The organism is Blastococcus sp. KM273128 (genome assembly GCF_021698975.1).
Lineage (GTDB): Bacteria > Actinomycetota > Actinomycetes > Mycobacteriales > Geodermatophilaceae > Blastococcus.
Genome location: NZ_SSXA01000063.1, coordinates 1 through 23019, shown reverse-complemented (window position 1 = coordinate 23019; position 23019 = coordinate 1). Strand labels below are relative to the sequence as shown.

Genomic DNA, 23019 nt, shown 5'->3' with positions numbered 1-23019 from the left:
GGGTGGTTCCTCCGGAGGGGTCGGGGGCGTCGTCGGCCAGGTCGCTGTGCAGCTCGGGGTAGACCGCAGGGGTCCGGGCGGCCAGGGCCCGCAGCCGTTCCGCGAGCGCGGGGCCGCCGTCGGGTTCGCGGGACACCACCAGGAGAGTGTCGTCGCCCGCGATCGTGCCCAGCACGTCGGGGAGGCCGACCTTGTCCAGCGCCGAGGCGAGGAACTGGGCGGCCCCGGGCGGGGTGCGGAGCACGGCCAGGTTGGCGCTGCCCTCGGCTGCGGTGAGCAGGTCGGCCAGCAGGCGGGTGAGCCGGGCGGGCGCGGCCTGGGCCGGGCGCAGCGGCGCGTTCTCCGGCGGCAGCACGTAGGAGGCCGGCGCGCCGTCGGAGCCGCGCAGCTTCACCGCACCGAGCTCCTCCAGGTCCCGCGAGAGGGTCGCCTGGGTGACCTCGATGCCCGACTCGGCCAGCAGCACCGCCAGCTGGGTCTGCGAGGTGATCGACCGGGCCTCGATGAGCTCGCGGATGCGGGCCTGGCGGGCCGAGCGGTTGAGGGCAGCGGTCATGCGCGCTCCCGGGGTCGACGGAGCCCTGCGGAGCGGCGGCGAGCCGGGTCGGCGACGGTCACGCGCTCTTCTCCAGGAGCCAGACGAGGAGAGCCTTCTGCGCGTGCAGCCGGTTCTCCGCCTCGTCCCAGACCGCGCTCTGCGGCCCGTCGATCACCTCGGCGGCGATCTCCTTGCCGCGGTAGGCCGGCAGGCAGTGCAGGACGACGGCGTCGTCGGCGGCGCGGGCGAGGGCGGCGTCGTCCACCGCGTAGGGCAGGAACGGCGCGATCCGGGTGTCGTACTCGTCCTCCTGGCCCATCGACACCCAGGTGTCGGTGACCAGGACGTCGGCGCCCTCGGCGGCGGCCGCGGCGTCGGCGGTCCAGGCGACCGAGCCGCCGGTGTCCGCTGCGATCCGCGCGGCCCGCTCCAGCACCTCGGGGTCGGGCCGGAACGCCTCGGGCGAGCCGATCCGCACGTGCATGCCCGCCGTCGCACCCCCGAGCAGGTAGGAGTGCGCCATGTTGTTGGCGCCGTCGCCGAGGTAGGTCATCGACCGGCCGGCCAGCGAGCCCTTGCGCTCGATGACCGTCTGCAGATCGGCCAGGATCTGGCACGGGTGGTAGGTGTCGGTGAGCGCGTTGACCACCGGCACCCGGCTGACGGCGGCCATCGCCTCGATGCGGTCCTGGCCGAAGGTGCGCCACACGATCGCGGCGGTTTGCCGGTCGAGCACGCGGGTGGTGTCCTCGATCGGCTCCCCGCGGCCCAGCTGGCTGCTGCCGGCGTCGATGACCAGCGGGTACCCGCCGAGCTCGGCGACCCCCACGGAGAACGACACCCGGGTGCGGGTGGAGGGCTTGTCGAACAGCACGGCGACCGCCCGCGGCACCCCGTTGGCGGCGCGCAGCGGGGTGGGCGCCTGGTCGGTGTGCCGGGAGGCCTTGAGCGAGGCGGCGAGGGCGAGCACCTCGGCCTGCTCGGCCGGGGTGAGGTCGTCGTCCTTGAGGAAGTGCCGGGTCACTGGGGGGTCTCCTGGAGAGCGGTGTCGAGAGCGGCGGGCAGGGCGGCGACGAAGGCGTCGACCTGCGCGTCGGTGAGGACCAGCGGCGGGGCGAGCCGGAGCACGCCGGGGGCGACCGCGTTGGTGAGGAAGCCGGCCGCGCGCAGCTGCGCCTCCAGCGCGGGGGCGGCGTCGGCGGTGAGGACGACGCCCAGCAGCGCGCCCCTCCCCCGGACGCCGCTGATGCCGGCGTGGCCGAGCGCCTCGATGCCGGCGGTGAACCGGTGCTCGAGCTCCTTGGCGCGCTCCAGCAGGCCCTCGTCGCGGATGGTGTCGAGCACGGCGAGCGCGGCCGCCGCGGCGATCGGGTTGCCGCCGAAGGTGGAGCCGTGCGAGCCGGCGGTGAGCAGCTCCGCGGCGTCGCCGAAGGCGAGCATCGCGCCGATCGGCAGCCCGCCGCCGAGCGCCTTGGCCAGGGTGATGACGTCGGGGTGCAACCCCTCGGCCTGGTGGGCGAACCACGAGCCGGTGCGGCCGATGCCCGTCTGCACCTCGTCGACGGCGAACAGCGCGCCGGCGTCGGCCGCGGCGGCGGCCGCGGCCGGGAGGTAGCCGGGCGGCGCGGGCAGCACGCCGCCCTCCCCCAGCATCGGCTCGAGCAGCACCATCGCCGTCTCCGCCGACACCGCCGCGCGGAGGGCACCGGGGTCGCCGTACGGGACGTAGGAGACCCCGCCGGGCAGGGGCGCGAACGCCGCGGCCTTCGACGGCTGGCCGGTGAGCGCCAGCGCGCCCATCGTCCGGCCGTGGAAGGCGCCCTCGGCGGTGACCACCCCGGTGCGGCCGGTCAGCCGGCTGACCTTGAACGCCGCCTCGTTGGCCTCGGCGCCGGAGTTGCAGAAGAAGACCCGCCCGGGCCGCCCGGCCAGCTCCAGCAGCCGCTCGGCGAGCAGGACGCCCGGCTCGTGCATGGCCAGGTTGGAGACGTGCCCGAGCTTCGCCGCCTGGGTGGTGATCGCCTCGACCACCCGGGGGTGCGCGTGGCCGAGGATGGTGGTCGCGATGCCGCCGAGCAGGTCGGTGTACTCCCGCCCGTCGACGTCGGTGACCGTCGCCCCGGACCCGGAGTCCAGCGCCACCGGCGGGGCCTTGTAGTTGTTCATCATCACGGCCGACCAGCGGCGGGCCAGCTCCTCCGTGTGCGTCATGCTGACCCCTCCCTCGCGGTCGGCAGGGCCGGGACGACCATCGTCCCGGTGCCCTCGGTGGTGAACGTCTCCAGCAGCAGGGCGTGCGGGGTGCGGCCGTCGACGACGGTCGCCCGCTTCACCCCGCCCTCGACCGCCCGCAGGCAGGCGGCCATCTTCGGGATCATCCCGGCGTCGAGCGACGGCAGGATCTCGGCGAGCTCGCGGGCGTCGATCTGCTGCACCAGCGAGCCGCGGTCGGGCCAGTCGGCGTAGAGGCCCTCCACGTCGGTCAGCACGACCAGCTTCACCGCGCCGAGCGCAGCGGCCAGCGCGGCGGCGGCGGTGTCGGCGTTGACGTTGTGCACGACGCCGTCGGCGTCCGGGGCCACGCTCGCCACGACCGGGATGTGCCCGGCCTCGAGCAGCGCGGTGACCGGGGTGGGGTCGACGGCGGCGATGTCGCCGACCAGGCCGATGTCGACCGGCTCGCCGTCCACGACCGCCGTCGTCCGCCGGGCGGTCAGCAGGCCGCCGTCCTCACCGGAGAGGTGCACGGCCATGGGGCCGTGCTGGTTGATCAGCCCGACGATGTCGGGGCCGACCTGGCCGGTGAGCACCATGCGGACGACGTCGATCGTCTCCGGCGTGGTCACCCGCAGCCCGCCGCGGAACTCGCTCGCGATGCCGAGCCGGCCGAGCATCTCGGTGATCTGCGGGCCGCCGCCGTGCACGACGACGGGCAGGATGCCGCAGGTCCGCAGGAACACCATGTCGTCGGCGAACGCGCGCCGGCACTCGTCGTCGACCATGGCGTGCCCGCCGTACTTGACGACGACGACCTTGCCGTGGAACTCCTTGAGCCAGGGCAGCGCGCCGGTGAGGACGGCGACCTTGGCGGCGTCGCCCTCGGGGTCGTGCCGGCGCATGACCCGGCTGGTGCCGACCCGGCGGGGCAGCTTGGGCGGCGGCGCCGGCTCGTCGATGCGGACGTCGGGCGGGGTGGGGTCCTGCTGGCTCATGTGGAGTACGCCGAGTTCTCGTGCACGTAGGCGATGGACAGGTCGTTGGTCCAGATCGTGGCCTGCTCGGCGCCGGCAGCCAGGTCGACGTCGATGGTGATCTGCCGGCCGGTGAGGTCGACACCCTCGCGGGGGTCGCCGATCGAGCCGCCCCGGCAGACGGTGACGCCGTTGATGGTCACGTCCACCCGGTCGGCCTCGAAGGCGGCGTCGGTGGTGCCGATCGCGGCGAGCACCCGGCCCCAGTTGGGGTCGTTGCCGAAGAGCGCCGTCTTGAGCAGGTTGTTGCGGGCGCAGGCCCGGCCGGCGGTGAGGGCGTCCTCGACGCTGGCGGCGTTGCGGACGGTGATGGCGATGTCCTTGGTCGAGCCCTCGGCGTCGGCGAGCAGTTGCATGGCCAGGTCCGTCGCCGCCGCGCTCAGCGCCGCGGTGAGCTCCTCCTCGGTCGGCGTGACGCCGGACGCGCCGTTGGCGAGCACCACCACGGTGTCGTTGGTCGACAGGCAGCCGTCGGAGTCGACCCGCTCGACGCTGACCGCGGTCGCCGCCTTCAGCGCCCGCTGCAGCACGTCGGGGTCGGCGGCGGCGTCGGTGGTGAGGACGACGAGCATCGTGGCGAGGCTGGGCGCGAGCATGCCGGCGCCCTTGGCCATGCCACCGACCGACCAGCCGTCGCGCTGCTGCGCGGTCGTCTTGGGCACGCTGTCGGTGGTCATGATCGCCCGGGCGGCGTCGGGGCCGCCGTCCTCGGACAGCGCCTGGGCGGCGGCGCTCACCCCGGCGGTGAGCTTGTCCATGGGCAGCCGGACGCCGATGAGCCCGGTGCTCGCGACGACCACGTCGATCGCCCCGAGCCCGAGCTCCGCGGCGGCGTGCTCGGCGGTGGCGTGCGTGTCCTGGAAGCCCTCGGGCCCGGTGCAGGCGTTGGCGCCGCCCGAGTTGAGGACGACCGCGCGTGCCCGCTGGCCGGCGAGCACCTGGCGGCTCCACTGCACCGGCGCGGCCGGGAAGCGGTTGGTGGTGAAGACGGCGGCCGCGGCGTCGTCCGGGCCGGTGTTGAGGACGACGGCGACGTCGGGGGCGCCGGAGGACTTGAGCCCGGCCGCGACGCCGGCGGCGCTGAAGCCCTTCGGGGCGGTGACGCTCACGGTGCTACTCCAACCAGGGGGAGGCCGGTGGTCTCGGGCAGGCCGAGGGCGATGTTGGCGCACTGGACCGCCGCTCCCCCGGTGCCCTTGGTGAGGTTGTCGACGGCGGCGACGACGACGAGCCGGTTCGCGTCCGGGTCGACGGCGAGCTGCACCGCGACGGTGTTCGCGCCGAGCACCTGCGCGGTCGTGGGCCACTGGCCCTCGGGCAGCAGGTGCAGGAAGGGCTCGTCGGCGTACGCCTGCGCGTACGCGGCGCGGGCGGCCTCGGCGTCGACCCCCGGCCGCAGCGGCGCCGAACAGGTGGCGAGGATGCCCCGGCTCATCGGCACGAGCGTCGGGGTGAAGCTCACCCCCACCGGCGCGCCGGCGGCCTGGGACAGCCCCTGGACCATCTCCGGGGTGTGCCGGTGCACCCCACCGACGCCGTAGGCGCTCGCGGCACCCATGACCTCGCTGCCCAGCAGGTGGGCCTTGGGCGACTTCCCCGCGCCGCTGGTGCCGCTGGCGGCGACCACCACGACGTCGGGCTCGACCAGGCCGGCGGCCAGCGCCGGGGCCATCGCGAGGGTCACCGAGGTCGGGTAGCAGCCGGGGACGGCGATCCGCGTGGCACCGGCGAGCTGCTCCCGCTGGCCGGGCAGCTCGGGCAGGCCGTAGGGCCAGGTGCCGGCGTGCACCCCGCCGTACCAGCGGGCCCAGGCGGCCGGGTCGTTCAGCCGGTGGTCGGCGCCGCAGTCGATGACGAGCGTCTCGGCGGGCAGCTGGTCGGCGATGGCGGCGGACTCCCCGTGCGGCAGCGCCAGCACGACGACGTCGTAACCGGCCAGGCTCGCCGCGTCGCTGGCCTGCACGGTCATCTCCGCGAACGGCATCAGGTGGGGCTGGAGCTCGCCCAGGCGTCGGCCGGCGCTCGAGTTGGCGTGCACCCCGGCCAGCCGGAGGTTCGGGTGCCCGGCCAGCAGCCGGCACACCTCTCCTCCCGCGTACCCGGTGGCGCCGGTGACCCCGACCGTCCACGTCTGCGCTGTGCTCACGATGAATGACCATACATGGACATGCATGAACGTTCATACCGGGTTGCCGCCCATGGACGCGCAGCGGACGGCCCACGCGCGCCGGTCGTGCGGTAGGACTGGCGACGGCGCGACCGGAGCCGGTGAGGAGCCGCGGCATGGCGACGGAGGACGGGACCCGCCCGCTCGAGGAGGGCGTGCACACGGACTTCAGCTCCCGGATGAGCTACGGCGGCTACCTCGGGCTGGAGACGCTGCTGTCGGTCCAGCACCCGATCAGCGACCACCACGACGAACCGCTGTTCATCATCCAGCACCAGACCACCGAGCTGTGGCTCAAGCTGGCGCTGCACGAGCTGCGGGCGGTGCGCGCGTACTTCGACCGCGACGACGTGCAGCACGCACGCAAGGGGCTGGCGCGGGTCAAGCACATCCTGCGCACCATCACCGAGCAGTGGTCGGTGCTGGCGACCCTGACGCCGAGCGAGTACGCCCAGTTCCGGGGCGTGCTGGGCAACTCCTCGGGATTCCAGTCCTACCAGTACCGCGCCGTCGAGTTCCTCCTCGGCAACAAGAACGAGCGCATGCTCGCCGTCTTCGCCGCCGAGCCGGCCGCACGGGAGCTGCTCGCCGGGCTGCTGGACGAACCGACGGTCTACGACGCCTTCCTGCGGTTCCTCGCCCGGCGGGGGCACCCGGTGCCGGACGCCGTGCTGCACCGCGACGTCCGGCAGGCGTGGGTCGAGGACCCGGCGCTGCTGCCGGTGTACCGGGCGATCTACGGCGACACCGAGGCCCACTGGGCCGAGTACGCCACGTGCGAGGACCTCGTCGACCTGGAGGACGGGGTGCAGCTCTGGCGGTTCCGCCACCTGCGCACCGTGCAGCGGACGATCGGCTTCGCCACCGGCACCGGAGGGAGTTCGGGCGTGGACTTCCTCCGGCGCGCGCTGGACCTCACCTTCTTCCCCGAGCTCTACACGGTCCGGTCGGGGATCGGCGCCTGACCCGGCCGGGCGGCCGGGCGGGGCAGCCGCCCGAACGCCGCAGCGGCGACGAGGGCGAGCACCGCCGTCACCGCCCAAGCCACCACCGGCGCCCCCGTCTCGGGCCCGGGCACCCCCGTCGTCGCGGCGGCCACCAGCAGCACGAGCGCGGTCCCGATCGCGGTGCCGAGCTGGGCGCTGGTGTTGATCACCCCGGATGCGGTGGCGCGGGCGCCCTCGGGGACGTCGGTGCCGAGCGACGTCGTCGCGACCGCCGCCAGACCGAGACCGACCCCGGCCACCGCCATGCCGAACCCGACGAGGGGGGGCGCGGCCGGGGCGAGCAGCGGCGCGGCGATGCCCGTGCCGATGAGCGCCAGACCGGCTGCGGTGACCTGCTCCCGGGACCGGCGCACGACCAGCCGGGCGGCCACGGCGGAGCCCGCGATCACGGCGAGGCTCAGCGGCAGCAGCGTGGCCGCGGCCTCCAGCGGCGTGCGACCCAGCGTGGACTGCAGGTACAGGGTGATGAGCGTGGCGACCCCGCTCGTGGTGGCCGTGTTGACGAAGGAGCCGGTGGTCCCGCGCCGCACCTGGGCCCTGCGCAGCAGCGGCACCGGGAGGAGCGGGGCGGCCGCCCGGCGGTCGACCGCCGCGAAGCAGCCACCGGCAGCGACGGCTGCGACGGCGAGCAGCGCTCCGGGGACCCGGCGGCCCTCCTCGCCGAGCAGCGTCGTCCCCACCACGAGGAGCATGACCGCTGCCGTGAGCAGGGCCGATCCACCCGCGTTGAGCCGTGCCCGTCCCGCCGAGCGGGCGTCGCGCGGCACGAGAGCGGCGATGACCGCGGCCTGGGCGGCTGCCATGACGAGCAGGCACCAGAAGATGACCCGCCACGTGGTCACCGCCGAGACGACGCCGCCCACGACGAAGCCGGACGCGCCCGCGGCGGCACCGGCGGCGCTCCAGGCCGCCACGGCGCGCGCCCGGGCCCGGTCGTCCCCGGCGACGGTCGTCAGGATCTTCAGGGCGGACGGGACCGCCGCGGCGGCGGCTGCGCCCTGGACGCAGCGGCCCGCGGTCAGCACGGGCACGGAGCCCGCCACGGCGGCCAGCAGCGAACCGAGCCCGAAGAGGGCGAGGCTCGCCAGGATGGTGCGCCGGTGGCCCAGGCGGTCACCGAGGCGGGCGCCGAACATCAGCAGGCCGCCGAAGAACATCGCGTAACCCGTGGCGACGAGCGTGCTGTCGGCCGGGCCGCCGCCGACGTCGGACAGCATGGGCGGCAGCGCGGTGACCACCACGGTGACGCCGAGCACGTCGACGAACTGCACCAGGCACAGCGCGGCGACGGCACCGCGCGGCCGACTGCGCGCCGCGTCGCTGCGGGGCTGCGGTCTCACGGGCGGGAACTGTGCCCCGGACGACCGACAGTTCCGCGAGGACCGGGTCGGCCCCGCAGCGGCCGCGGCTGGTCCCGCCGGGCCGTCCAGGAGGCCAGCGCGGCGACCAGCAGGAGCAGCGAGGGCAGCAGGAGGGCCAGGCCGATCCCCAGCCCGGTGACCGGAGCCCACGCGGGACGCCGGTACGGCGCGGTCAACGGACCGGCGCCCCGGCGAGAACGGCGGTCAGGCCAGCGGGTCACTCTCGCCGTAGGGGCGCAGGCGCAGCTGCCGGGCAGTGCCCTCCGGGGTCGTCGAGCGCAGCGTCGCGAGGTCGTCCTTGCCCGCGCGCACGAACCGGCCGGACCACTGGTCCAGCTCGCCCCCGGCGATCGCGGCGACGATCCCGACGACCTCCTCCGGCGGGGTCCAGTCGCCGAAGCCCTGCCACATGCGCATCGAGCGGGTCATCGGGGTATCGACGACGCCGGGCGCCACGTCGAAGGCCCGGACGTCGGAGCCCTCCAGCGACAGCGCGAGCGACTCGGTGATCCGCATCAGCCCGGTCTTGGCCACCGAGTAGGCGGAGTAGTCGGGGTTGGCGCGGGTGCCCATGCCGCTGGCGAGGTTGACCACCCGCCCGCGGTTGCGCAGCAGCATCCACGGGACGACGGCGCGGCTGAGCAGGAAGCTGCCCCGCAGGTGGCTGGTGACGACGTCCCACCACTGGTCGGGGTCGGCCTCCCAGAGCGGCACCTCGGCGTCGTCGACCAGCCCGGCGTTGTTCACCAGCAGCTCGACCGGGCCGAGCTGCTCGCGCACCTCGCCCACCGCGGCCTCGACCGACGCCTGGTCGGTGACGTCGGCCGCGACGGCCAGCGTCCGGCCCCCGGTGGCCTCGGCGGCCTCGGCCATCGCCGCGCGCAGCCGCTCCTCGCCGCGGGCCAGGCCGGCCACGGCCATCCCCCGCCGGGCCAGCCCCTCGACCAGGTGCCGGCCGATGCCGGTCGAGGCGCCCGTGACGAGGGCGACCCCCTCGAGCTCAGGCACGGAGCTGCGCGCCGTTGGCGGTGACCGCGGCGGCCACGGCGGCGTCGAACGCCACGCGGGCCTCCTCGCTGGTCAGCGTCCGGTCCGGCGCCCGGAAGGTGAGCGAGTAGGCCAGCGACTTCTGCCCCTCGGGCACCGAACTGCCGGTGTAGACGTCGAACAGCCGGAGGTCCTCCAGCAGTTCACCCGCCCCGCCGCGAAGTGCCCGGCGCACGCGGTCCTCCGGCTGGTCCTCGGGGACGAGCAGCGCGAGGTCCATGCGCACGGGCGGGAAGGTGGAGATCGAGCGCGCCTGCGGCACCACCGGCTCCGGCAGCGCGTCGGCGTCGAGCTCCATCACGGCGGTGCGGGCGGGGAGGCCCAGCACCTCGCACACCTTGGGGTGCAGCTCCCCGGCGTACCCGACCACCCGGTCACCGACCAGCAGCGCGGCGCACCGGCCGGGGTGCCAGGGGGCCCGCTCGGCCTGCTCGACGGTGAGCTCGGCGCCGGCGGCCGCGGCCACCAGGCGGGCGGCCTGCACGGCGTCGGCCCAGGCGGCCGGGCGGCCCGGGCCCCACCAGCCGCGGGGCTCGCGGTGCCCGGTGAGCGCCACCGCGACGTGCCACGGCTGTGCCGGCACCGCGCCCAGCAGCGCCGCGAGCGTCTCGTCGTCGGGACGGCGGTCGGCCCCGGGCAGCGGCGCGCGCACGCCCTCCCCGGCGGGGAACACCGAGCCGTGCTCGAAGAGGGCGACGTCGCGCAGCCCGCGGGACAGGTTGCGGGCCAGGGCGGCCAGCAGGCCCGGCAGCAGCGTGGTGCGCAGCGCCGGGGCCTCCTCCGACAGCGGGTTGCGCACGGTGATCACCCGGCGCCGGTCGTCGTCGGCGGGGAGCCCGAGCGCGTCGAGCTGGGCGGTCCCGGTGAACGGGAAGGCAGGGGCCTCGACGTAGCCGGCCTCGGCCAGCGCCCGGCCGATGCTGCGGCGGCGGCGCTGCCGCTCGGTGAGCCCGCCGCCGGGCGGGGCGGTGGGCAGGATCGAGGGGATCTCGTCGAAGCCGCGGAACCGGACGACCTCCTCGACCAGGTCGGCCGGCTCCTGCAGGTCGCCGCGCCAGGACGGCGGGGTCACCCGCAGCGCGTCGCCGTCGCCGGCCACCTCGGCGCCGACCACGGTCAGCACCTCGAGCACCTGGTCGCGGGTGTAGGGCACGCCGGCGATCCGGCCGGGGAGCCCGGCGTCCAGCGCGATGGCCGCTCGCGGAGCCCGCGTGTCGACGTCGACCGGTGCCCCGACCACCCGCGCGCCACCGTGCTCGGCGAGCAGCGCCGCGGCGCGGGCGAGCGCCACGACGGTGACCTCGGGGTCGGTGCCGCGCTCGAAGCGCTTGCCCGCCTCGCTGGGCAGCCGGTGCCGCCGCACGCCGCGGGAGATGCCGTTGGGCTCCCAGTGCGCGGCCTCCAGCAGCACGGCGCGGGTGGTGTCGCCGATCTCGGTCGACGCGCCGCCCATGACGCCGGCCAGCCCGATGGGGCCCGAGCCGTCGGTGATGAGCAGGTCGTCGTCGGTGAGCGCGCGGTCGGCGCCGTCCAGCGTGGTGAGCCGCTCCCCCGCCGTCGCCCGGCGGACGGTGATCGGCCCGTTGACGGTGGCCCGGTCGAAGGCGTGCATCGGCTGGCCGAGCTCGAGCATCACGTAGTTGGTGACGTCGACGGCGAGCGAGATGCTGCGGATGCCGCACTGGGCCAGCCGGCGGCGCAGCGGCCACGGGCTGGGTGCGGCCGGGTCGAGCTCCTCGACGGCGAGCATGGAGAACCGGTCGCAGCGGTCGGGGTCGGCGACGGTGACCTCCCAGGCGGGGGTGCCGGCCCAGCCGGGCAGCGGGAGGTCGGCCGGGTCGCGCCAGGTCACGCCGAGCACGCCGGCCAGGTCGCGCGCGATGCCGCGCATCGACATGGCGTAGCCGCGGTCCGGCGTCACCTCGAGGTCGAAGACGACGTCGTCCAGACCGAGGACGTCCGCGGCCGGGGTACCCGGCACGTAACCGGCCTGCCCGAGCACCAGGATGCCGGCGTGGTCCTCGCCGATGCCGAGCTCCCGGACCGAGCAGATCATCCCGTCGGAGACGTGGTCGTAGGTCTTCCGCGCCGCGATGGCGAAGTCGCCCGGCAGCACGGCGCCGGGCAGCGCGGCCACCACGAGGTCGCCGACGGCGAAGTTCCGGGCGCCGCAGACGATCCCCCGCGGCTCGGCCTCGCCCACCTCCACCTGGCAGTAGCGGATCGGCTTCTTGAAGCCGGTGAGCTCCTCGATGTCCAGCACCCGCCCGACCACGAGCGGGCCGGTGGTCACCGGCGGGCGGACGACGTCCTCCACCTCGAGGCCCAGCCGGACGAAGGCGGCGTCGAGCTGCTCGACGGTGGTGCCGGCCGGGAGGTCGACGAGCTCGGACAGCCAGCTGACGGGGACCTTCACTGCTCAACTCCGAAGACGCTGGTGAAGCGGACGTCCGCTTCGGCGATGTCGTGCATGTCCGAGACGGCCGACCGGAACTGCAGCGCCCGCTCGATGCCCATGCCGAAGGCGAAGCCGGTGTAGGTGTCGGGGTCGACGCCGCAGGCGCGCAGCACCCGCGGGTTCACCATCCCGCAGCCGCCCCACTCCACCCACTGCGGGCCGTCGCGGTGCTCGGGGAACCAGACGTCGAACTCCGCCGAGGGCTCGGTGAAGGGGAAGAAGTGCGGCCGCCACCGGGTGCGGGCGTCGGGGCCGAACAGCTGGCGGGCCAGGTGGTCCAGCGTGCCGCGCAGGTGCGCCATGGTCAGCCCCTCGTCGACGGCCAGGCCCTCCACCTGGTGGAAGACCGGCAGGTGCGTCGCGTCGAGCTCGTCGGTGCGGTAGACCCGCCCCGGGGCGACGACGTAGATGGGCGGCTGCCGCTCCAGCATCGTGCGCGCCTGCACCGGGCTGGTGTGGGTGCGCAGCACCAGGCCGGAGTCCTCGGGCGCGACGAAGAACGTGTCCGACAGCCAGCGGGCGGGGTGGTCGGGGCCGAAGTTGAGCGCGTCGAAGTTCAGCCACTCCGCCTCGAGCTCCGGGCCGTCGGCGACCTCGTAGCCCATGCCGACGAAGATGTCGGCGATCCGGTCGACCAGCGTGGTCAGCGGGTGCCTGGCCCCACGGGGCGCGCGGTCCCACGGCAGCGTGACGTCGACCCGCTCCTCGGCGAGCACCCGCGCGTCGCGCTCGGCCTCGAGCTCGGCCCGCCGCGCCTCGTAGGCCTCGGTGACCGCCACCCGGGCCGCGTTGACCCGCTTGCCGGCGTCGCTGCGGGCGGCCGGAGGCAGCGCGCCCAGCTCGCGCCGGGCCAGCAGCACCGGGGCGCGGTCGCCCAGGTGCGCCGGGCGGACGGCGGCCAGCGCCTCCAGGTCCGCAGCCGCCGCGAAGGCCCCGAGCGCGGCGCGCACGGCCTCGTCGAGGGCCTCGGGCGAGAGGGCGGCGACCTGCTTGGGGTCGTAGGGATCGTTGGCGCCAGACACGGGAGGCCATTCTGCCCGGCGCCCGCCCCCGCGCGCGCCTGGGTTCCGGTGCGGGGACGACGACGGCGCCGTGGGCGGGCAGGTCCGCACCGCCGCGCCCGGCGTCCTCCCCCACCGCACGGCGTCCTCCCTCACCGCCCACGCCGAGGGAGGACGCGCGATGATTAGGTGCGCTGATCATGGCCGGGCCGTCGGTCGTGGGCGGGGGTCGTCGGCTCGCCGCCCCGGCCACCCGTTCGGGGGAGGCCGCGCGGATCCGGCTCCGGCCGGTGCCGCCCGGCGCCGAACACCCGGGCGTGAGCCCTGCGCGCCCTGACACCGACGCCGCCCTCGCCGCCGCCCTCCGCCCCGGCGGCGTGCGCAGCGTCTTCCAGCCCATCGTGGAGCTCGACACCGGTGCGGTCGTCGCCTACGAGGCCCTGGCACGCGGCCCCGAGGGCCCGTTGCAGCGCCCCGACCTGCTCTTCGCCGCGGCCCGCGAGGCCGGCGCGCTCGCCGAGCTGGACGCCGCCTGCCGGGTCGCCGCCTTCTCGGGTGCGGCGCGGCACGGGCTGCCCGCGCCCCTCGCCCTCTTCGTCAACGTGGAGCCGGAGGTCCTCGACACCGCTCCTCTGGACGAGCTGCTGGCGATCGCCGCCGAGGCCCCGGGTGGGCTGCGGGTGGTCCTGGAGATCACCGAGCGGGCGCTGGCCACCCGCCCGGCCGAGCTGCTGCGCACCGTGGCCCGGGTCCGCGAGCTGGGCTGGGGTGTCGCCCTCGACGACGTCGGCGCGGACGCCATGTCGCTGGCGTTCATGCCGATCCTGCGCCCCGACGTGGTCAAGCTCGACCTGCGGCTGGTGCAGGAGCGCCCCGGGCCGGCGATCGCGGAGATCATGAACGCGGTCAACGCCTACGCCCAGACGACGGGCGCGGCCGTGCTCGCCGAGGGCATCGAGAACGACGCCCACCTGGCCATGGCCCGGGCGCTGGGGGCCACGCTCGGCCAGGGCTGGCTGTTCGGCCGCCCCGCGCCGGAGCCCGCGTGCGACCGGCCGCTGGGCTCGCTGCCGCCGCCGGTCGAGGACGCCGCGGGCGGGATCGAGCCCGGCTCCCCCTTCGCCTGCCTGCCCCCCGGCACGCCGCTGCGCCGCTCTCCGAAGGCGCTGCTGATCGAGCTGAGCAAGCAGCTGGAGCGGGAGGCGCTGCGGCTGGGCGAGACCTGCGTGGTCACCGCGACCTTCCAGGAGGCGCGGCACTTCACGCCGTCGACGACGCAGCGCTACCGCGACCTGGTCGAGCGCACCGGCTTCGTGTGCGCCCTCGGCGAAGGGCTCCCCTCCGAGCCGCTCCCGGGCCTGCGCGGCGCCGACCTGGCGCTCGAGGACCCGGTGCGCGGCGAGTGGGACGTCGTCGTCCTGGCCCCGCACTTCAGCGTGTCCCTGCTCGCCCGCGACCTCGGCACGACCGGTCCGGACCTGCAGCGGCAGTTCGAGTACGCGCTGACCTACGACCGCGACGTCGCCGTCCGCGCGGCGCGCAGCCTGCTGGGCCGGGTGGTGCCGCGCGCCCAGGGAGCCGCGTCGGCCCGGCACGCGGCGCCGACCCCCGTCCCGGCCGCCGCCCCGGCGGTCCTGGGCGAGCAGCTGCTCGGCGACCCGGCGCTCGTGCACCGGGCCCTGGAGGCGACGCCCAGCGGCGTCTGCCTGGTCGACGTGCGTCTCCCCGACCAGCCGCTGGTCTACGTCAACCCGGCCTTCGCCCGGCTCGCCGGCGTGCCGGCCGAGGAGCTGCTGGGCCGCAACTGCCGGTTCCTGCAGGGGTCGGACACCGACCCGGGCGCCCTGGCGCGGATCCGCGCCGCCGTCGCCGCCGGGGAGGAGTGCCGCGAGGTGCTGCTGAACCACCGCGGCCCCGAGCGCACGCCCTGGTACAACGAGCTGCACCTGGCGCCCGTGACCGACGCGACCGGGACCGTCGTCCAGTACATCGGCGTCCAGGTGGACGTCACCGAGCAGGTGCTGGCGCAGCGGGCGCTGGAGCAGGAGCGCGACCGCACGCGCGGGTACCTGGCCCGGATCGAAGAGCTGTCGGTCACCGACCCGATCACCGGGCTGCCCACCCGCCGGCACGTCGAGGAGCAGACCGAGACCGCGCTGTGGAACGCGCGGTGCGCCGGCGACGCCGTGGCGCTGGTCGTGGTCGCCGTCGACGGCTTCGCCTCGATCGAGGAGCGCTACGGGTCGACCGCCGCGGAGCAGCTGCTCGCGGCCACCGGCCAGCGTCTCCGCGCCCGGCTGCGGCGAGGCGACCTGGTGGCCCGCTGGGCCCGCGACTCGTTCGTCGTCGTCCTGCCGGGGCTGGCGGCCGGCAGCGCGGGCCGCGAGGCCGACCGGGTGCGGACCGAGCTGGCGGAGGCCGCGCGCGGTCCCGTGCTGCTCGCCGGCGCCCCCGTCGTCACCGAGGTCAGCACCGGCGCCGCCTGCTTCCCCGCCGACGGGGACGACGTCGCCGGGCTGCTGGCGGTCGCCGAGCGCGCGGCCGGCCGGCTGCCAGTCTCGCCCAGCTGAGGCCGGCCGCCCCCGGTCAGCCCCGCGGCGGCAGCAGCCGGCCCAGGCCGCCGTCGGCCAGCTCGGTCAGCTGGTCGACCAGCTCGGCGGCGGGGACCCTCCGGTCCCCCGACCACCAGTGCGCCGCCAGCTGCACCATGCCCACGATGCCGTAGGCCCAGGTCATCGCCCCGTCGGCCGGGCGGCCGGCGTCGGTCAGCCGGGCGGCCAGCAGCCCACCGAGCGCCGTGGCGACGGCGTGCTCGGTCGCGGCGACGAGGTCAGCCCGGCCGGCGCGGCCGGCCTGCGCGTAGGCGAAGCGGTAGAGGGCCGGCTCGTCCTCGATCAGCGACACGAAGGCGGCGATGACCGCCCGGAGCTGCGCGCGGCCGTCGGCGCGGTCGGCGGCCAGCTCGCCCAGCAGCCGGGGCAGGAGGATCGCCTGCGAGATGCGCTCGAGGACGGCGTCGATCAGCTCGTCCTTGTCGCTGAAGTAGCGGTAGATGACGGTCTTGGAGACGCCGGCGCTGCGCGCGACGTCGTCCACGGAGAAGTCGGGCCCCGCCAGGCGCACGGCCTCGACGGCCGCCCCGACCAGGTCCTCCCGGCGCGCCCGCCGGTGCTCGGTCCACCGCGACCGGCGACCGTCCGTCGGTGCGACCGCCGGCGCATCGGCGACCTGCTGCGTGTCGTCCACGGTGACAGCTACCTCCCGTCGCGGCCCTGGTCGTCGTCCCGGGAGCCCGCCTCTGCGCCCCATCCTCCCGTCCGGGCCGCCGGAGGACCACGGAAGCGGCCGCCGGCCGCGCGGCGGGAGGACCGCCTACCCGGCGAGCTGGGTGGTGTAGAGGCAGATCGCGGCGGCGGCGGCGAGGTTGAGGCTCTCCGCGCGCCCCCGCATCGGGATGCGCACCCGTGCATCGGCGAGCGCCGCGAGCTCGGGCGGCACGCCGCGGGCCTCGTTGCCGAACAGCCACAGCACCGGACCGGTCAGCCGCCCCTGGTCCACGAGCGCCGGCAGCTCCACCTCTCCCCCGCCGTCGGCCGCCAGCACGGTCACCCCGGCCGCGCGGAGCTCCGGCAGCAGGATGCCCAGCGGTGCGCCGCGGACGACGTCGACGTGGAACAGGCTCCCGGCGCTGGACCGCACGGCCTTCCCGCCGTAGGGATCGGCGGAGCCCGCACCGAAGACGACCGCTCCGGCCCCGCAGGCGTCCGCCGTGCGCAGCACGGTGCCGGCGTTGCCAGGATCGGCCAGCTCCGCGAGGGCGACGGCGAGCCGAGGCGGCGCCGCGGTCAGCGTGGCCGCGGGGACGTCGCGCAGCGCGCAGACGGCGACCAGCCCCTGCGGCGTGACCGTCTCGGACAGCCCGGCGGCCGCCTTGCCGGTGACCAGCCGCACCGGCACCTGGGCGGCTCCCAGCAGGTCGGCGTGCGCGCTCGCCGCTTCCGGGGTGGCGAAGACCTCGCGCACCCCGGCGGGGTCGGCCAGCGCCTCGGCGACGGCCTGCCGCCCCTCGGCGAGGAACAGCCCGGCGGCGTCCCGGCCGGCGCGGCGGGTGAGCTTGCGGGCCGCGACGATCCTCGCGGAGCGCTCGGTGAGCAGCTCGGTCACGCGGTCTCCTCCGTGGTCGTGCAGACGCCGACGCCGCCGGCGCCGGCCCCGAGGGGCCGGTCACCGACGGCGTCGGGCGGCCCTCCTGCAGGGGCCCACCGCGAGCCTGCGAGCGGTGGGGGGCAGGAGGGTCCTTCTACCTCGATCAGGCGGCCTGCTTGCCCGTCGCCTCGGGGTTCGCGGCGAGCGCGGCCTTGGCGGTCTCCACCAGGGCGGCGAAGGCGGCGGGCTCGTTGACGGCGAGCTCGGCGAGGACGCGGCGGTCCAGCTCGATCTCGGCGAGCTTCAGCCCCTGCATGAACCGGTTGTAGGTCATGTCGTTGAGGCGGGCCGCGGCGTTGATCCGGGTGATCCACAGCTTGCGGAAGTCGCCCTTGCGCGCCTTGCGGTCGCGGTAGCTGTAGGTCGCCGAGTGGAGGATCTGCTCCTTGGCCTTGCGGTACAGCCGCGACCGCTGACCGCGGTAGCCGCTGGCGGCCTCGAGGGTCGTCCGGCGCTTCTTCTGGGCGTTGACCGCCCGCTTCACGCGTGCCACGTGAGTGCTCCTGTCTTTCTAAAGGTCGGTGGGAGGGGCGCTCAGAGGCCCAGCAGCTTCTTCAGGTTCTTGGCGTCGGCCGGGGAGACGACCTGGTCCTGGTCCAGCCGGCGCTTGCGGGTCCCGGACTTGTGCTCGAACTTGTGCTGGTTGTTCGCCTGCTCGCGCATGAGCTTCCCGGTGCCCGTGATGCGCACCCGCTTGGCGGTGCCCTTGTGGGTCTTCTGCTTCGGCATGTCCTCGGTCCCTGTCGTCTGGTGTCGGGGCGCGCGGCAGCGCCCGCTGCCGCACGCACCGGCCGTCTTCGGTGGTGCTGCTCTCCGCCCCCCTGCGCGGTCCCGCCGCGAGCCTGCTCGCGGCGGGAGGCGGGAGGGTCCTGCGTCAGGCGCTCGGCGCCTGCTCCTCGGCCTGGTCGCCCTTGGGCCGGCGCTTCTCCTGCGCGGTCTGCGCGCCCTTGTGCGGGGCGATCACCATGACCATGTTCCGACCGTCCTGCTTCGGGTTGGACTCGACGACGCCCAGCTCGCTGACGTCGGCGGCCAGCCGCTGCAGGAGGCGGTAGCCCATCTCCGGGCGCGACTGCTCGCGGCCACGGAACATCACGGTGATCTTGACCTTGTCGCCGCCCTTGAGGAAGCGCTCGACGTGGCCCTTCTTGGTCTCGTAGTCGTGCGGGTCGATCTTCAGGCGCAGCCGCATCTCCTTGATGACGGTGAGCGCCTGGTTCCGCCGGGCCTCGCGGGCCTTCTGGGCGGACTCGTACTTGAACTTCCCGTAGTCCATGAGCTTGGCGACGGGCGGCCGGGCCATGGGAGCGACCTCGACCAGGTCGAGCTCGGAGTCCTGTGCCAGGCGCAGCGCCTCGCCGATCGACACGATGCCGACCTGCTCGCCCTCCGGCCCGACCAGGCGGACCTCGGGGACACGGATGCGGTCGTTGATGCGGGGCTCGGTGATGGCCTCTCCTTACGCTGCTGCGTGGGAGGAGTCGCTGGCCCACCCGGGCGCCGACGGGAAAAGGCCCCGCGAGCATCTGCTCACGGGGCCCACTCGCCGGTGGCCCACGACCCGTGCGGGCCGTGCGCACGCGATCACCGACCGGTGGCCGGTTCTCGCGATCCGGGACCTGGGCGCCTCGACGGCGTCAGGTGGGAGCGGGCTCCTCTTGGATAGCGGCCCGGGGCAGGGCCGCTGGTGGTTCGCGCGCCTCATGTAGCGGGGAGGCTCGCCCATGCTACAGCGTCCCGCCGCCCGCGGTCATTCCCCCCTCGTGACGTGCCGGAACGGCCCCGTGGCGAGGTGCCGGAACGCCCCCGTCCCGAGGCTCGCCCCGAGCGGAGCGAGGGGTGAGGATGACGGGGTCCTTCAATCGTCGTAGAGCAGCGGCGGCCGGACCGGGTCCTTCGCCCGGGCGGCGGCGTGCAGGGCGCGGAGCCCCTCGACGGCCCGGACGGCGCGCTCGCCGTCGGCGGCCTGCAGCGCGTGGATCGAGACCTCGTCGCCGTTCTCGAGGGCCAGCGACCCCCAGGCCGACCTCCGCTCGAACCGCACCGCCCGCACCGCCGTCCACGGCAGCTGGTGGTGGACGGCGAGGTTGCGGACGCGGATCCCGTGCTCATCGGCGTCGACCCGTGACCGCCCCAGGAGCAGCACCCCTGCCGCCAGCGCCAGGCCGAGGCCGGCGATCGCGATCTGGTCGACCGGCCCGTAGGCGACCACGCTGTTCTCGGTCGAGGGCAGGGTGAGCGCGACCAGCACGCCCACGACGGCGAGCACGCCCGCCACCACGGCGAGCAGCAGCCGCAACCGGTGCGGGACGGCCGAGACGGCGGGCAGGGGGGCGTGGGAACCGCTCACGCCCCCATGGTGACAGCCGGCGCACCCCACCCGGCTGGCAGAGTGCGGCGTCGTGGAGATCACCGGTACCGCCCAGCGCACGGCGTGGGAGCAGCGCAGCCTCCCGCCGGTCGAGCAGCTGCGCACCGATCTGTGGTCGGTGCCGGTCCCGATCCCGCACAACCCGCTGCGCTACGTGAACGTCTACCTCTTCGCCCTGGCCGGCGGCGGCCTGGGTCTGCTCGACACCGGGTGGGAGAGCGAGGCCGGCTGGTCGGCGCTGACCGAGGGGCTCGCCTCCGTCGGCGGCTCGATCGCCGACGTCCGCGGGATCCTCGTCACGCACCTGCACTTCGACCACCTCGGGCTGGCGGCCCGCGTGCGGGAGGCCAGCGGCGCGTGGGTGGCCATGCACCCGGCCGACGCCGACGCGGTCCGCCGGCTGACCGCCACCGAGGCGCAGGCCGCCGTCGACGCCGAGGTGGCGTTCCTCGTCGGGCTGGGCGCGCCCGGCGAGGAGGCGCTGGCCGACGTCGGCGGGGCGGAGAACCTGTCCGGCTTCCACCGCATGGCCGTGCCGGATCGCCTGCTCGAGGACGGCGACCGCGCCGCGTTCCCGGGCTGGGAGCTGCGCGCCGTCCACACGCCGGGGCACACGCCCGGGCACCTCTGCTTCGCCGAGGAGCGCACCCGGCTGCTCTTCTCGGGCGACCACGTGCTGCCGCGGATCAGCCCGAACGTCTCGAGCACGTCCGGCGGCTCCCCGGACCCGCTGCGCGACTACCTCGACTCCCTCGCCGCCGTCCGCGACCTGCACGCGAGCGAGGTGCTGCCCGGGCACGAGTGGCGCTTCCGCGGGCTGGCCGAGCGCGCCGACGCGCTGACCGCGCACCACGAGCGGCGGCTGACCGAGCTGCTGACCGCCATCGCCGAGCACCCCGGCTCGACGCCGTGGGATCTCGCGGCACACCTGACGTGGTCGCGGCCGTGGGACCAGTACGCGCGGCGGATGCGGATCTTCGCGGTGACCGAGACCGACGCGCACCTGCGGCTGCTGGCCAGCCGGGGGCTGGTGGTCGGCGACGGCGGGGCGGTGCCGACGTGGACGCTGCGCCCCCGCTGACCACCGCCGCGCTGGCCGACCGGCTGCTCGCGGCTCCCGCGCTGCTCGGCGGCACGCGGCTGGTCCGGGTCGACGGCCCGGCCGGGTCGGGCAAGACCACGCTCGCGGACGGGCTGGCCGCCGTCCTGCCCGACGTCGCCGTCGTGCACATGGACGACCTCTACGCCGGCTGGACCCTGACCGGCGCGGTGGCCCGGCTGGCGGCCGGGGTGCTGCGCCCCCTGGCCGAGGGGCGCCCGGGGGGCTACCACCGCTACGACTGGCACCGGGGGCGGTTCGCGGCCGACCCGACCCCGGTACCCGTGCCCGGCGTTCTGGTCGTGGAGGGGTGCGGCAGCGGCTCGCGCGCGGTCGACGCCCGGGCGAGCCTGCGGATCTGGGTCGAGGCCGAACCCGCCGTCCGGCTGGCGCGGGGCCTGGCGCGGGACGGCGCGCACCTGGCCGGCGAGTGGCACCGCTGGCAGCGCACCGAGGCGGCGCACTTCGCGGCCGAGGGGACCCGCGCCCGGGCCGACGTGGTGGTCGACGGTGGCCGGTGACCCGCGTCACCTCCTCGCCTCGGCACGCCCCGGCGACACACACCGGTAACGCCGGGCGGCGACCATGGGACCCGACCGCACGCGAGGGGGACACGTGACCGAGACAGCCGGGGAGCAACCGGCCGACCTGCCGCTGGCCGGCTACACCGTCGCGGTGACCGCGGCGCGCCGCAAGGAGGAGCTCGGGGCGCTGCTGGACCGCCGCGGCGCCCGCGTCGTCCACGCGCCGGCGATCCGCATCGTCCCGCTGGCCGACGACGCCGAGCTGGTGGCGGCCACCCGCCGGGTGCTCGCCGCCCCGGTGGACCTGGTGATCGCCACGACCGGGGTCGGCTTCCGCGGCTGGCTCGAGGCCGCCGACGCCTGGGACCTCCCGCTGGTCGCCCACCTCTCCGGCGCCCGGGTGCTGGCCCGCGGGCCCAAGGCGCGGGGGGCGATCCGCGGCGGCGGGCTGGTGGACGCCTGGTCGCCGGAATCGGAGTCCTCCGCCGAGGTCCTCGAGCACCTGCTGTCCGGCGCCGAGGGCCCGCTGGCCGGTCGGCGGATCGCCGTCCAGCTGCACGGCGACCCGTTGCCGGACCTGGTCTCGGGCCTGCGCGCGACCGGCGCCGAGGTGCTCACCGTCCCGGTGTACCGCTGGGTGCTGCCCGAGGACGTCACGCCGGTGCGGCGCCTCGTGGCGAGCATCGTGGCCGGCACGGTCGACGCGGTCACCTTCACCAGCGCGCCCGCCGCGGCGAGCCTGCTGCGAGTCGCCGAGGAGGCCGGGCAGCGGGAGGCGGTGGTGGCCGCCTTCGGCGACCGGGTGCAGGCGATCGCGGTCGGCCCGGTGACGGCGGGGCCCCTGGACGCCGCGGGCATCAGCTCCTTCCAGCCCACCCGCGCGCGCCTGGGCGCGCTCGCCCGCGAGGTGGTCGCGCGCCTCCCCGAGCGCGACCCGGTGCTGGCGGTGGGGGCGCACACGCTGCAGGTGCGCGGCCACGCCGCCGTCGTCGACGGCCGGCTGGTCGAGCTGCCGCCGGGCCCGCTCGCGGTGCTGCGGGAGCTGGCCCGCCGGCCCGGCCACGTCGTCGCCCGCGCCGACCTGGTGGCCGCGCTGCCCGGCGGCGGGGACGGTCACGCGGTAGAGATGGCGGTGACCCGGCTGCGCGCGGCGCTCGGGGCGCCGCTGGTGGAGACGGTCGTCAAGCGGGGTTACCGGCTCGCGGTCTAGCGCTCCGCCCGGAGGTCGCGCCGCAGGAGGACCCGCGGGAAGCCGTTGAGCACCGAACCGGTGTCGGCCACCTTGCGGAAGCCTGCCCGCTCGAAGAGCGCCCGCGTGCCGACGTAGGCCATGGTCAGGTCGACCTTCCGGCCGTCGTTGTCCACCGGGTAGGCCTCGACCGCCGGCGCCCCGTGCGCCCGGGCGAACTCCACGGCGCCGGCGACCAGGTGGTGGGCGATGCCCTGCCCCCGGTGGCCGGGGCGGACCCGGACGCACCACAGCGACCAGACGTCGAGGTCGTCCACCCGCGGGATCCTCCGGTTGCGGGCAAAGCTGGTGTCCGCCCGCGGGTGCACCGCCGCCCAGCCGACGACCTCCTCGCCGTCGTAGGCCAGCACCCCGGGTGGCGGCTCCTCGGCCACCAGCCGCCGCACCCGCTCGCCGCGCGCCGGGCCCACGAGCTCCCGGTTCTCCTTCGACGTCGTCAGCCGGTAGCTCAGGCACCAGCAGACGTTCGCGTCCGGCCGCTTCGGGCCCAGGACCGCCGCCACGTCGGGGAAGCTCCTCGCCGGCCGCACCTCGATCGCCATGGCCGGATCGTGGCACCGGGCACCGACGGATCGCGCCTCACGGCCCGCCCGCGCCGGGGGTGAGGAGGTCGTTCGCGGGAGGTCACACGGGCGCGGCGGCCCGGAAACGGCCCGTTCCTAGCGTCGGGCGGCACAGGAGCCACCCGCCCGGGCGGCCCCGGAGTGCGAGGGATGCGCCCATGACCACCACCCCCACCG

General features: G+C 76.0%; 22 protein-coding genes. 5 read left to right on the top strand and 17 right to left on the bottom strand.

Translation table 11 applies throughout. The features are described 5' to 3' along the window. The 6 genes from E9529_RS16300 to argC form a co-directional block, all read right to left on the bottom strand. On the bottom strand, positions 1-556 hold a 556-nt coding region (locus E9529_RS16300), incomplete at its 3' end, for an arginine repressor (protein ID WP_236832275.1). A gap of 58 nt (positions 557-614) precedes the next feature. Further along, positions 615-1562 carry an ornithine carbamoyltransferase gene (gene argF / locus E9529_RS16295; protein ID WP_236832273.1) on the bottom strand — a complete coding sequence of 316 codons (948 nt, stop codon included), beginning with the start codon at positions 1560-1562 and terminating at the stop codon, positions 615-617. After that, the gene (locus tag E9529_RS16290) at positions 1559-2749 is read right to left on the bottom strand and encodes an acetylornithine transaminase (RefSeq protein WP_236832272.1); all 1191 of its coding nucleotides are present in this window, start codon (positions 2747-2749) and stop codon (positions 1559-1561) included. The genes argF and E9529_RS16290 overlap by 4 nt, the downstream gene beginning before the upstream one ends. Further along, complete coding sequence (gene argB / locus E9529_RS16285) at positions 2746-3750, bottom strand: acetylglutamate kinase (protein ID WP_236832270.1); 1005 nt, start codon at positions 3748-3750, stop codon at positions 2746-2748. The genes E9529_RS16290 and argB overlap by 4 nt, the downstream gene beginning before the upstream one ends. Continuing rightward, positions 3747-4898, bottom strand: a complete 1152-nt coding sequence (gene argJ / locus E9529_RS16280) for a bifunctional glutamate N-acetyltransferase/amino-acid acetyltransferase ArgJ (RefSeq protein ID WP_236832268.1) — start codon at positions 4896-4898, stop codon at positions 3747-3749. Before argJ ends, argB begins: the two co-directional genes overlap by 4 nt. Beyond that, positions 4895-5935 carry an N-acetyl-gamma-glutamyl-phosphate reductase gene (gene argC, locus E9529_RS16275; RefSeq protein WP_236832267.1) on the bottom strand — a complete coding sequence of 347 codons (1041 nt, stop codon included), beginning with the start codon at positions 5933-5935 and terminating at the stop codon, positions 4895-4897. The genes argJ and argC overlap by 4 nt, the downstream gene beginning before the upstream one ends. Before the next feature lie 137 nt (positions 5936-6072). Here argC and E9529_RS16270 point away from each other — a divergent pair, with 137 nt between their 5' ends. Further along, complete coding sequence (locus E9529_RS16270; protein WP_236832265.1) at positions 6073-6921, top strand: tryptophan 2,3-dioxygenase; 849 nt, start codon at positions 6073-6075, stop codon at positions 6919-6921. Here E9529_RS16270 and E9529_RS16265 read toward each other — a convergent pair. From E9529_RS16265 to pheS, 4 genes are all read right to left on the bottom strand, one after another. Then, positions 6891-8303, bottom strand: coding sequence for an MFS transporter (locus E9529_RS16265; RefSeq protein WP_236832263.1), 1413 nt, complete (start codon positions 8301-8303; stop codon positions 6891-6893). The genes E9529_RS16270 and E9529_RS16265 overlap by 31 nt on opposite strands. 225 nt (positions 8304-8528) lie before the next feature. Continuing rightward, on the bottom strand, positions 8529-9332 hold the full coding sequence (locus E9529_RS16260) for an SDR family NAD(P)-dependent oxidoreductase (RefSeq protein ID WP_236832262.1): 804 nt from the start codon (positions 9330-9332) through the stop codon (positions 8529-8531). Beyond that, positions 9325-11787: a phenylalanine--tRNA ligase subunit beta gene (pheT, locus tag E9529_RS16255; protein ID WP_236832260.1), complete on the bottom strand. Its 2463-nt coding sequence runs from the start codon at positions 11785-11787 to the stop codon at positions 9325-9327. The genes E9529_RS16260 and pheT overlap by 8 nt, the downstream gene beginning before the upstream one ends. Continuing rightward, positions 11784-12851, bottom strand: a complete 1068-nt coding sequence (pheS, locus tag E9529_RS16250; RefSeq protein ID WP_236832258.1) for a phenylalanine--tRNA ligase subunit alpha — start codon at positions 12849-12851, stop codon at positions 11784-11786. The genes pheT and pheS overlap by 4 nt, the downstream gene beginning before the upstream one ends. 296 nt (positions 12852-13147) lie before the next feature. Between pheS and E9529_RS22450 the strand changes: the two genes are divergently transcribed. Further along, a complete protein-coding gene (locus E9529_RS22450; protein ID WP_308195297.1) occupies positions 13148-15400 on the top strand; it encodes an EAL domain-containing protein in 2253 nt (750 codons plus the stop codon). A gap of 16 nt (positions 15401-15416) precedes the next feature. Here the strand turns inward: E9529_RS22450 and E9529_RS16235 are convergent, their stop codons facing one another. The 6 genes from E9529_RS16235 to E9529_RS16210 form a co-directional block, all read right to left on the bottom strand. Further along, positions 15417-16076: a TetR/AcrR family transcriptional regulator gene (locus E9529_RS16235; protein ID WP_236832257.1), complete on the bottom strand. Its 660-nt coding sequence runs from the start codon at positions 16074-16076 to the stop codon at positions 15417-15419. 126 nt (positions 16077-16202) lie between these two features. After that, positions 16203-16994: an RNA methyltransferase gene (locus tag E9529_RS16230; protein WP_236832255.1), complete on the bottom strand. Its 792-nt coding sequence runs from the start codon at positions 16992-16994 to the stop codon at positions 16203-16205. Positions 16995-17139: 145 nt separating this feature from the next. Beyond that, positions 17140-17529, bottom strand: a complete 390-nt coding sequence (rplT, locus tag E9529_RS16225; protein WP_236832253.1) for a 50S ribosomal protein L20 — start codon at positions 17527-17529, stop codon at positions 17140-17142. Positions 17530-17570: 41 nt separating this feature from the next. After that, on the bottom strand, positions 17571-17765 hold the full coding sequence (rpmI, locus tag E9529_RS16220; protein ID WP_236827604.1) for a 50S ribosomal protein L35: 195 nt from the start codon (positions 17763-17765) through the stop codon (positions 17571-17573). Between the two features lie 145 nt (positions 17766-17910). Next, entirely contained in the window at positions 17911-18471 is a 561-nt protein-coding gene (gene infC / locus E9529_RS16215) for a translation initiation factor IF-3 (RefSeq protein ID WP_374201362.1), read from the bottom strand. A gap of 423 nt (positions 18472-18894) precedes the next feature. Then, a complete protein-coding gene (locus E9529_RS16210; RefSeq protein WP_236832251.1) occupies positions 18895-19386 on the bottom strand; it encodes a PH domain-containing protein in 492 nt (163 codons plus the stop codon). A 52-nt stretch (positions 19387-19438) separates the two neighbouring features. Here E9529_RS16210 and E9529_RS16205 point away from each other — a divergent pair, with 52 nt between their 5' ends. The 3 genes from E9529_RS16205 to E9529_RS16195 all read left to right on the top strand — a co-directional run bounded on the left by E9529_RS16205 (position 19439) and on the right by E9529_RS16195 (position 22240). Then, positions 19439-20488 (top strand): MBL fold metallo-hydrolase, encoded by a 1050-nt coding sequence (locus tag E9529_RS16205; protein WP_236832249.1) that lies wholly within the window; start codon positions 19439-19441, stop codon positions 20486-20488. Continuing rightward, positions 20467-21027, top strand: coding sequence for a uridine kinase (locus tag E9529_RS16200; RefSeq protein ID WP_236832247.1), 561 nt, complete (start codon positions 20467-20469; stop codon positions 21025-21027). The genes E9529_RS16205 and E9529_RS16200 overlap by 22 nt, the downstream gene beginning before the upstream one ends. A gap of 94 nt (positions 21028-21121) precedes the next feature. Further along, the gene (locus tag E9529_RS16195) at positions 21122-22240 is read left to right on the top strand and encodes a uroporphyrinogen-III synthase (protein WP_236832246.1); all 1119 of its coding nucleotides are present in this window, start codon (positions 21122-21124) and stop codon (positions 22238-22240) included. Here the strand turns inward: E9529_RS16195 and E9529_RS16190 are convergent. Beyond that, positions 22237-22821 carry a GNAT family N-acetyltransferase gene (locus E9529_RS16190; RefSeq protein ID WP_236832244.1) on the bottom strand — a complete coding sequence of 195 codons (585 nt, stop codon included), beginning with the start codon at positions 22819-22821 and terminating at the stop codon, positions 22237-22239. The genes E9529_RS16195 and E9529_RS16190 overlap by 4 nt on opposite strands. Positions 22822-23019 lie beyond the last annotated feature (198 nt).

Coding starts and splice junctions, on each gene's coding strand:
- argB (WP_236832270.1), bottom strand. CDS start 3,750: ATGAGCCAGCAGGACCCCACCCCGCCCGACGTCCGCATCGACGAGCCG.
- E9529_RS16190 (WP_236832244.1), bottom strand. CDS start 22,821: ATGGCGATCGAGGTGCGGCCGGCGAGGAGCTTCCCCGACGTGGCGGCG.
- E9529_RS16270 (WP_236832265.1), top strand. CDS start 6,073: ATGGCGACGGAGGACGGGACCCGCCCGCTCGAGGAGGGCGTGCACACG.
- E9529_RS16290 (WP_236832272.1), bottom strand. CDS start 2,749: ATGACGCACACGGAGGAGCTGGCCCGCCGCTGGTCGGCCGTGATGATG.
- rpmI (WP_236827604.1), bottom strand. CDS start 17,765: ATGCCGAAGCAGAAGACCCACAAGGGCACCGCCAAGCGGGTGCGCATC.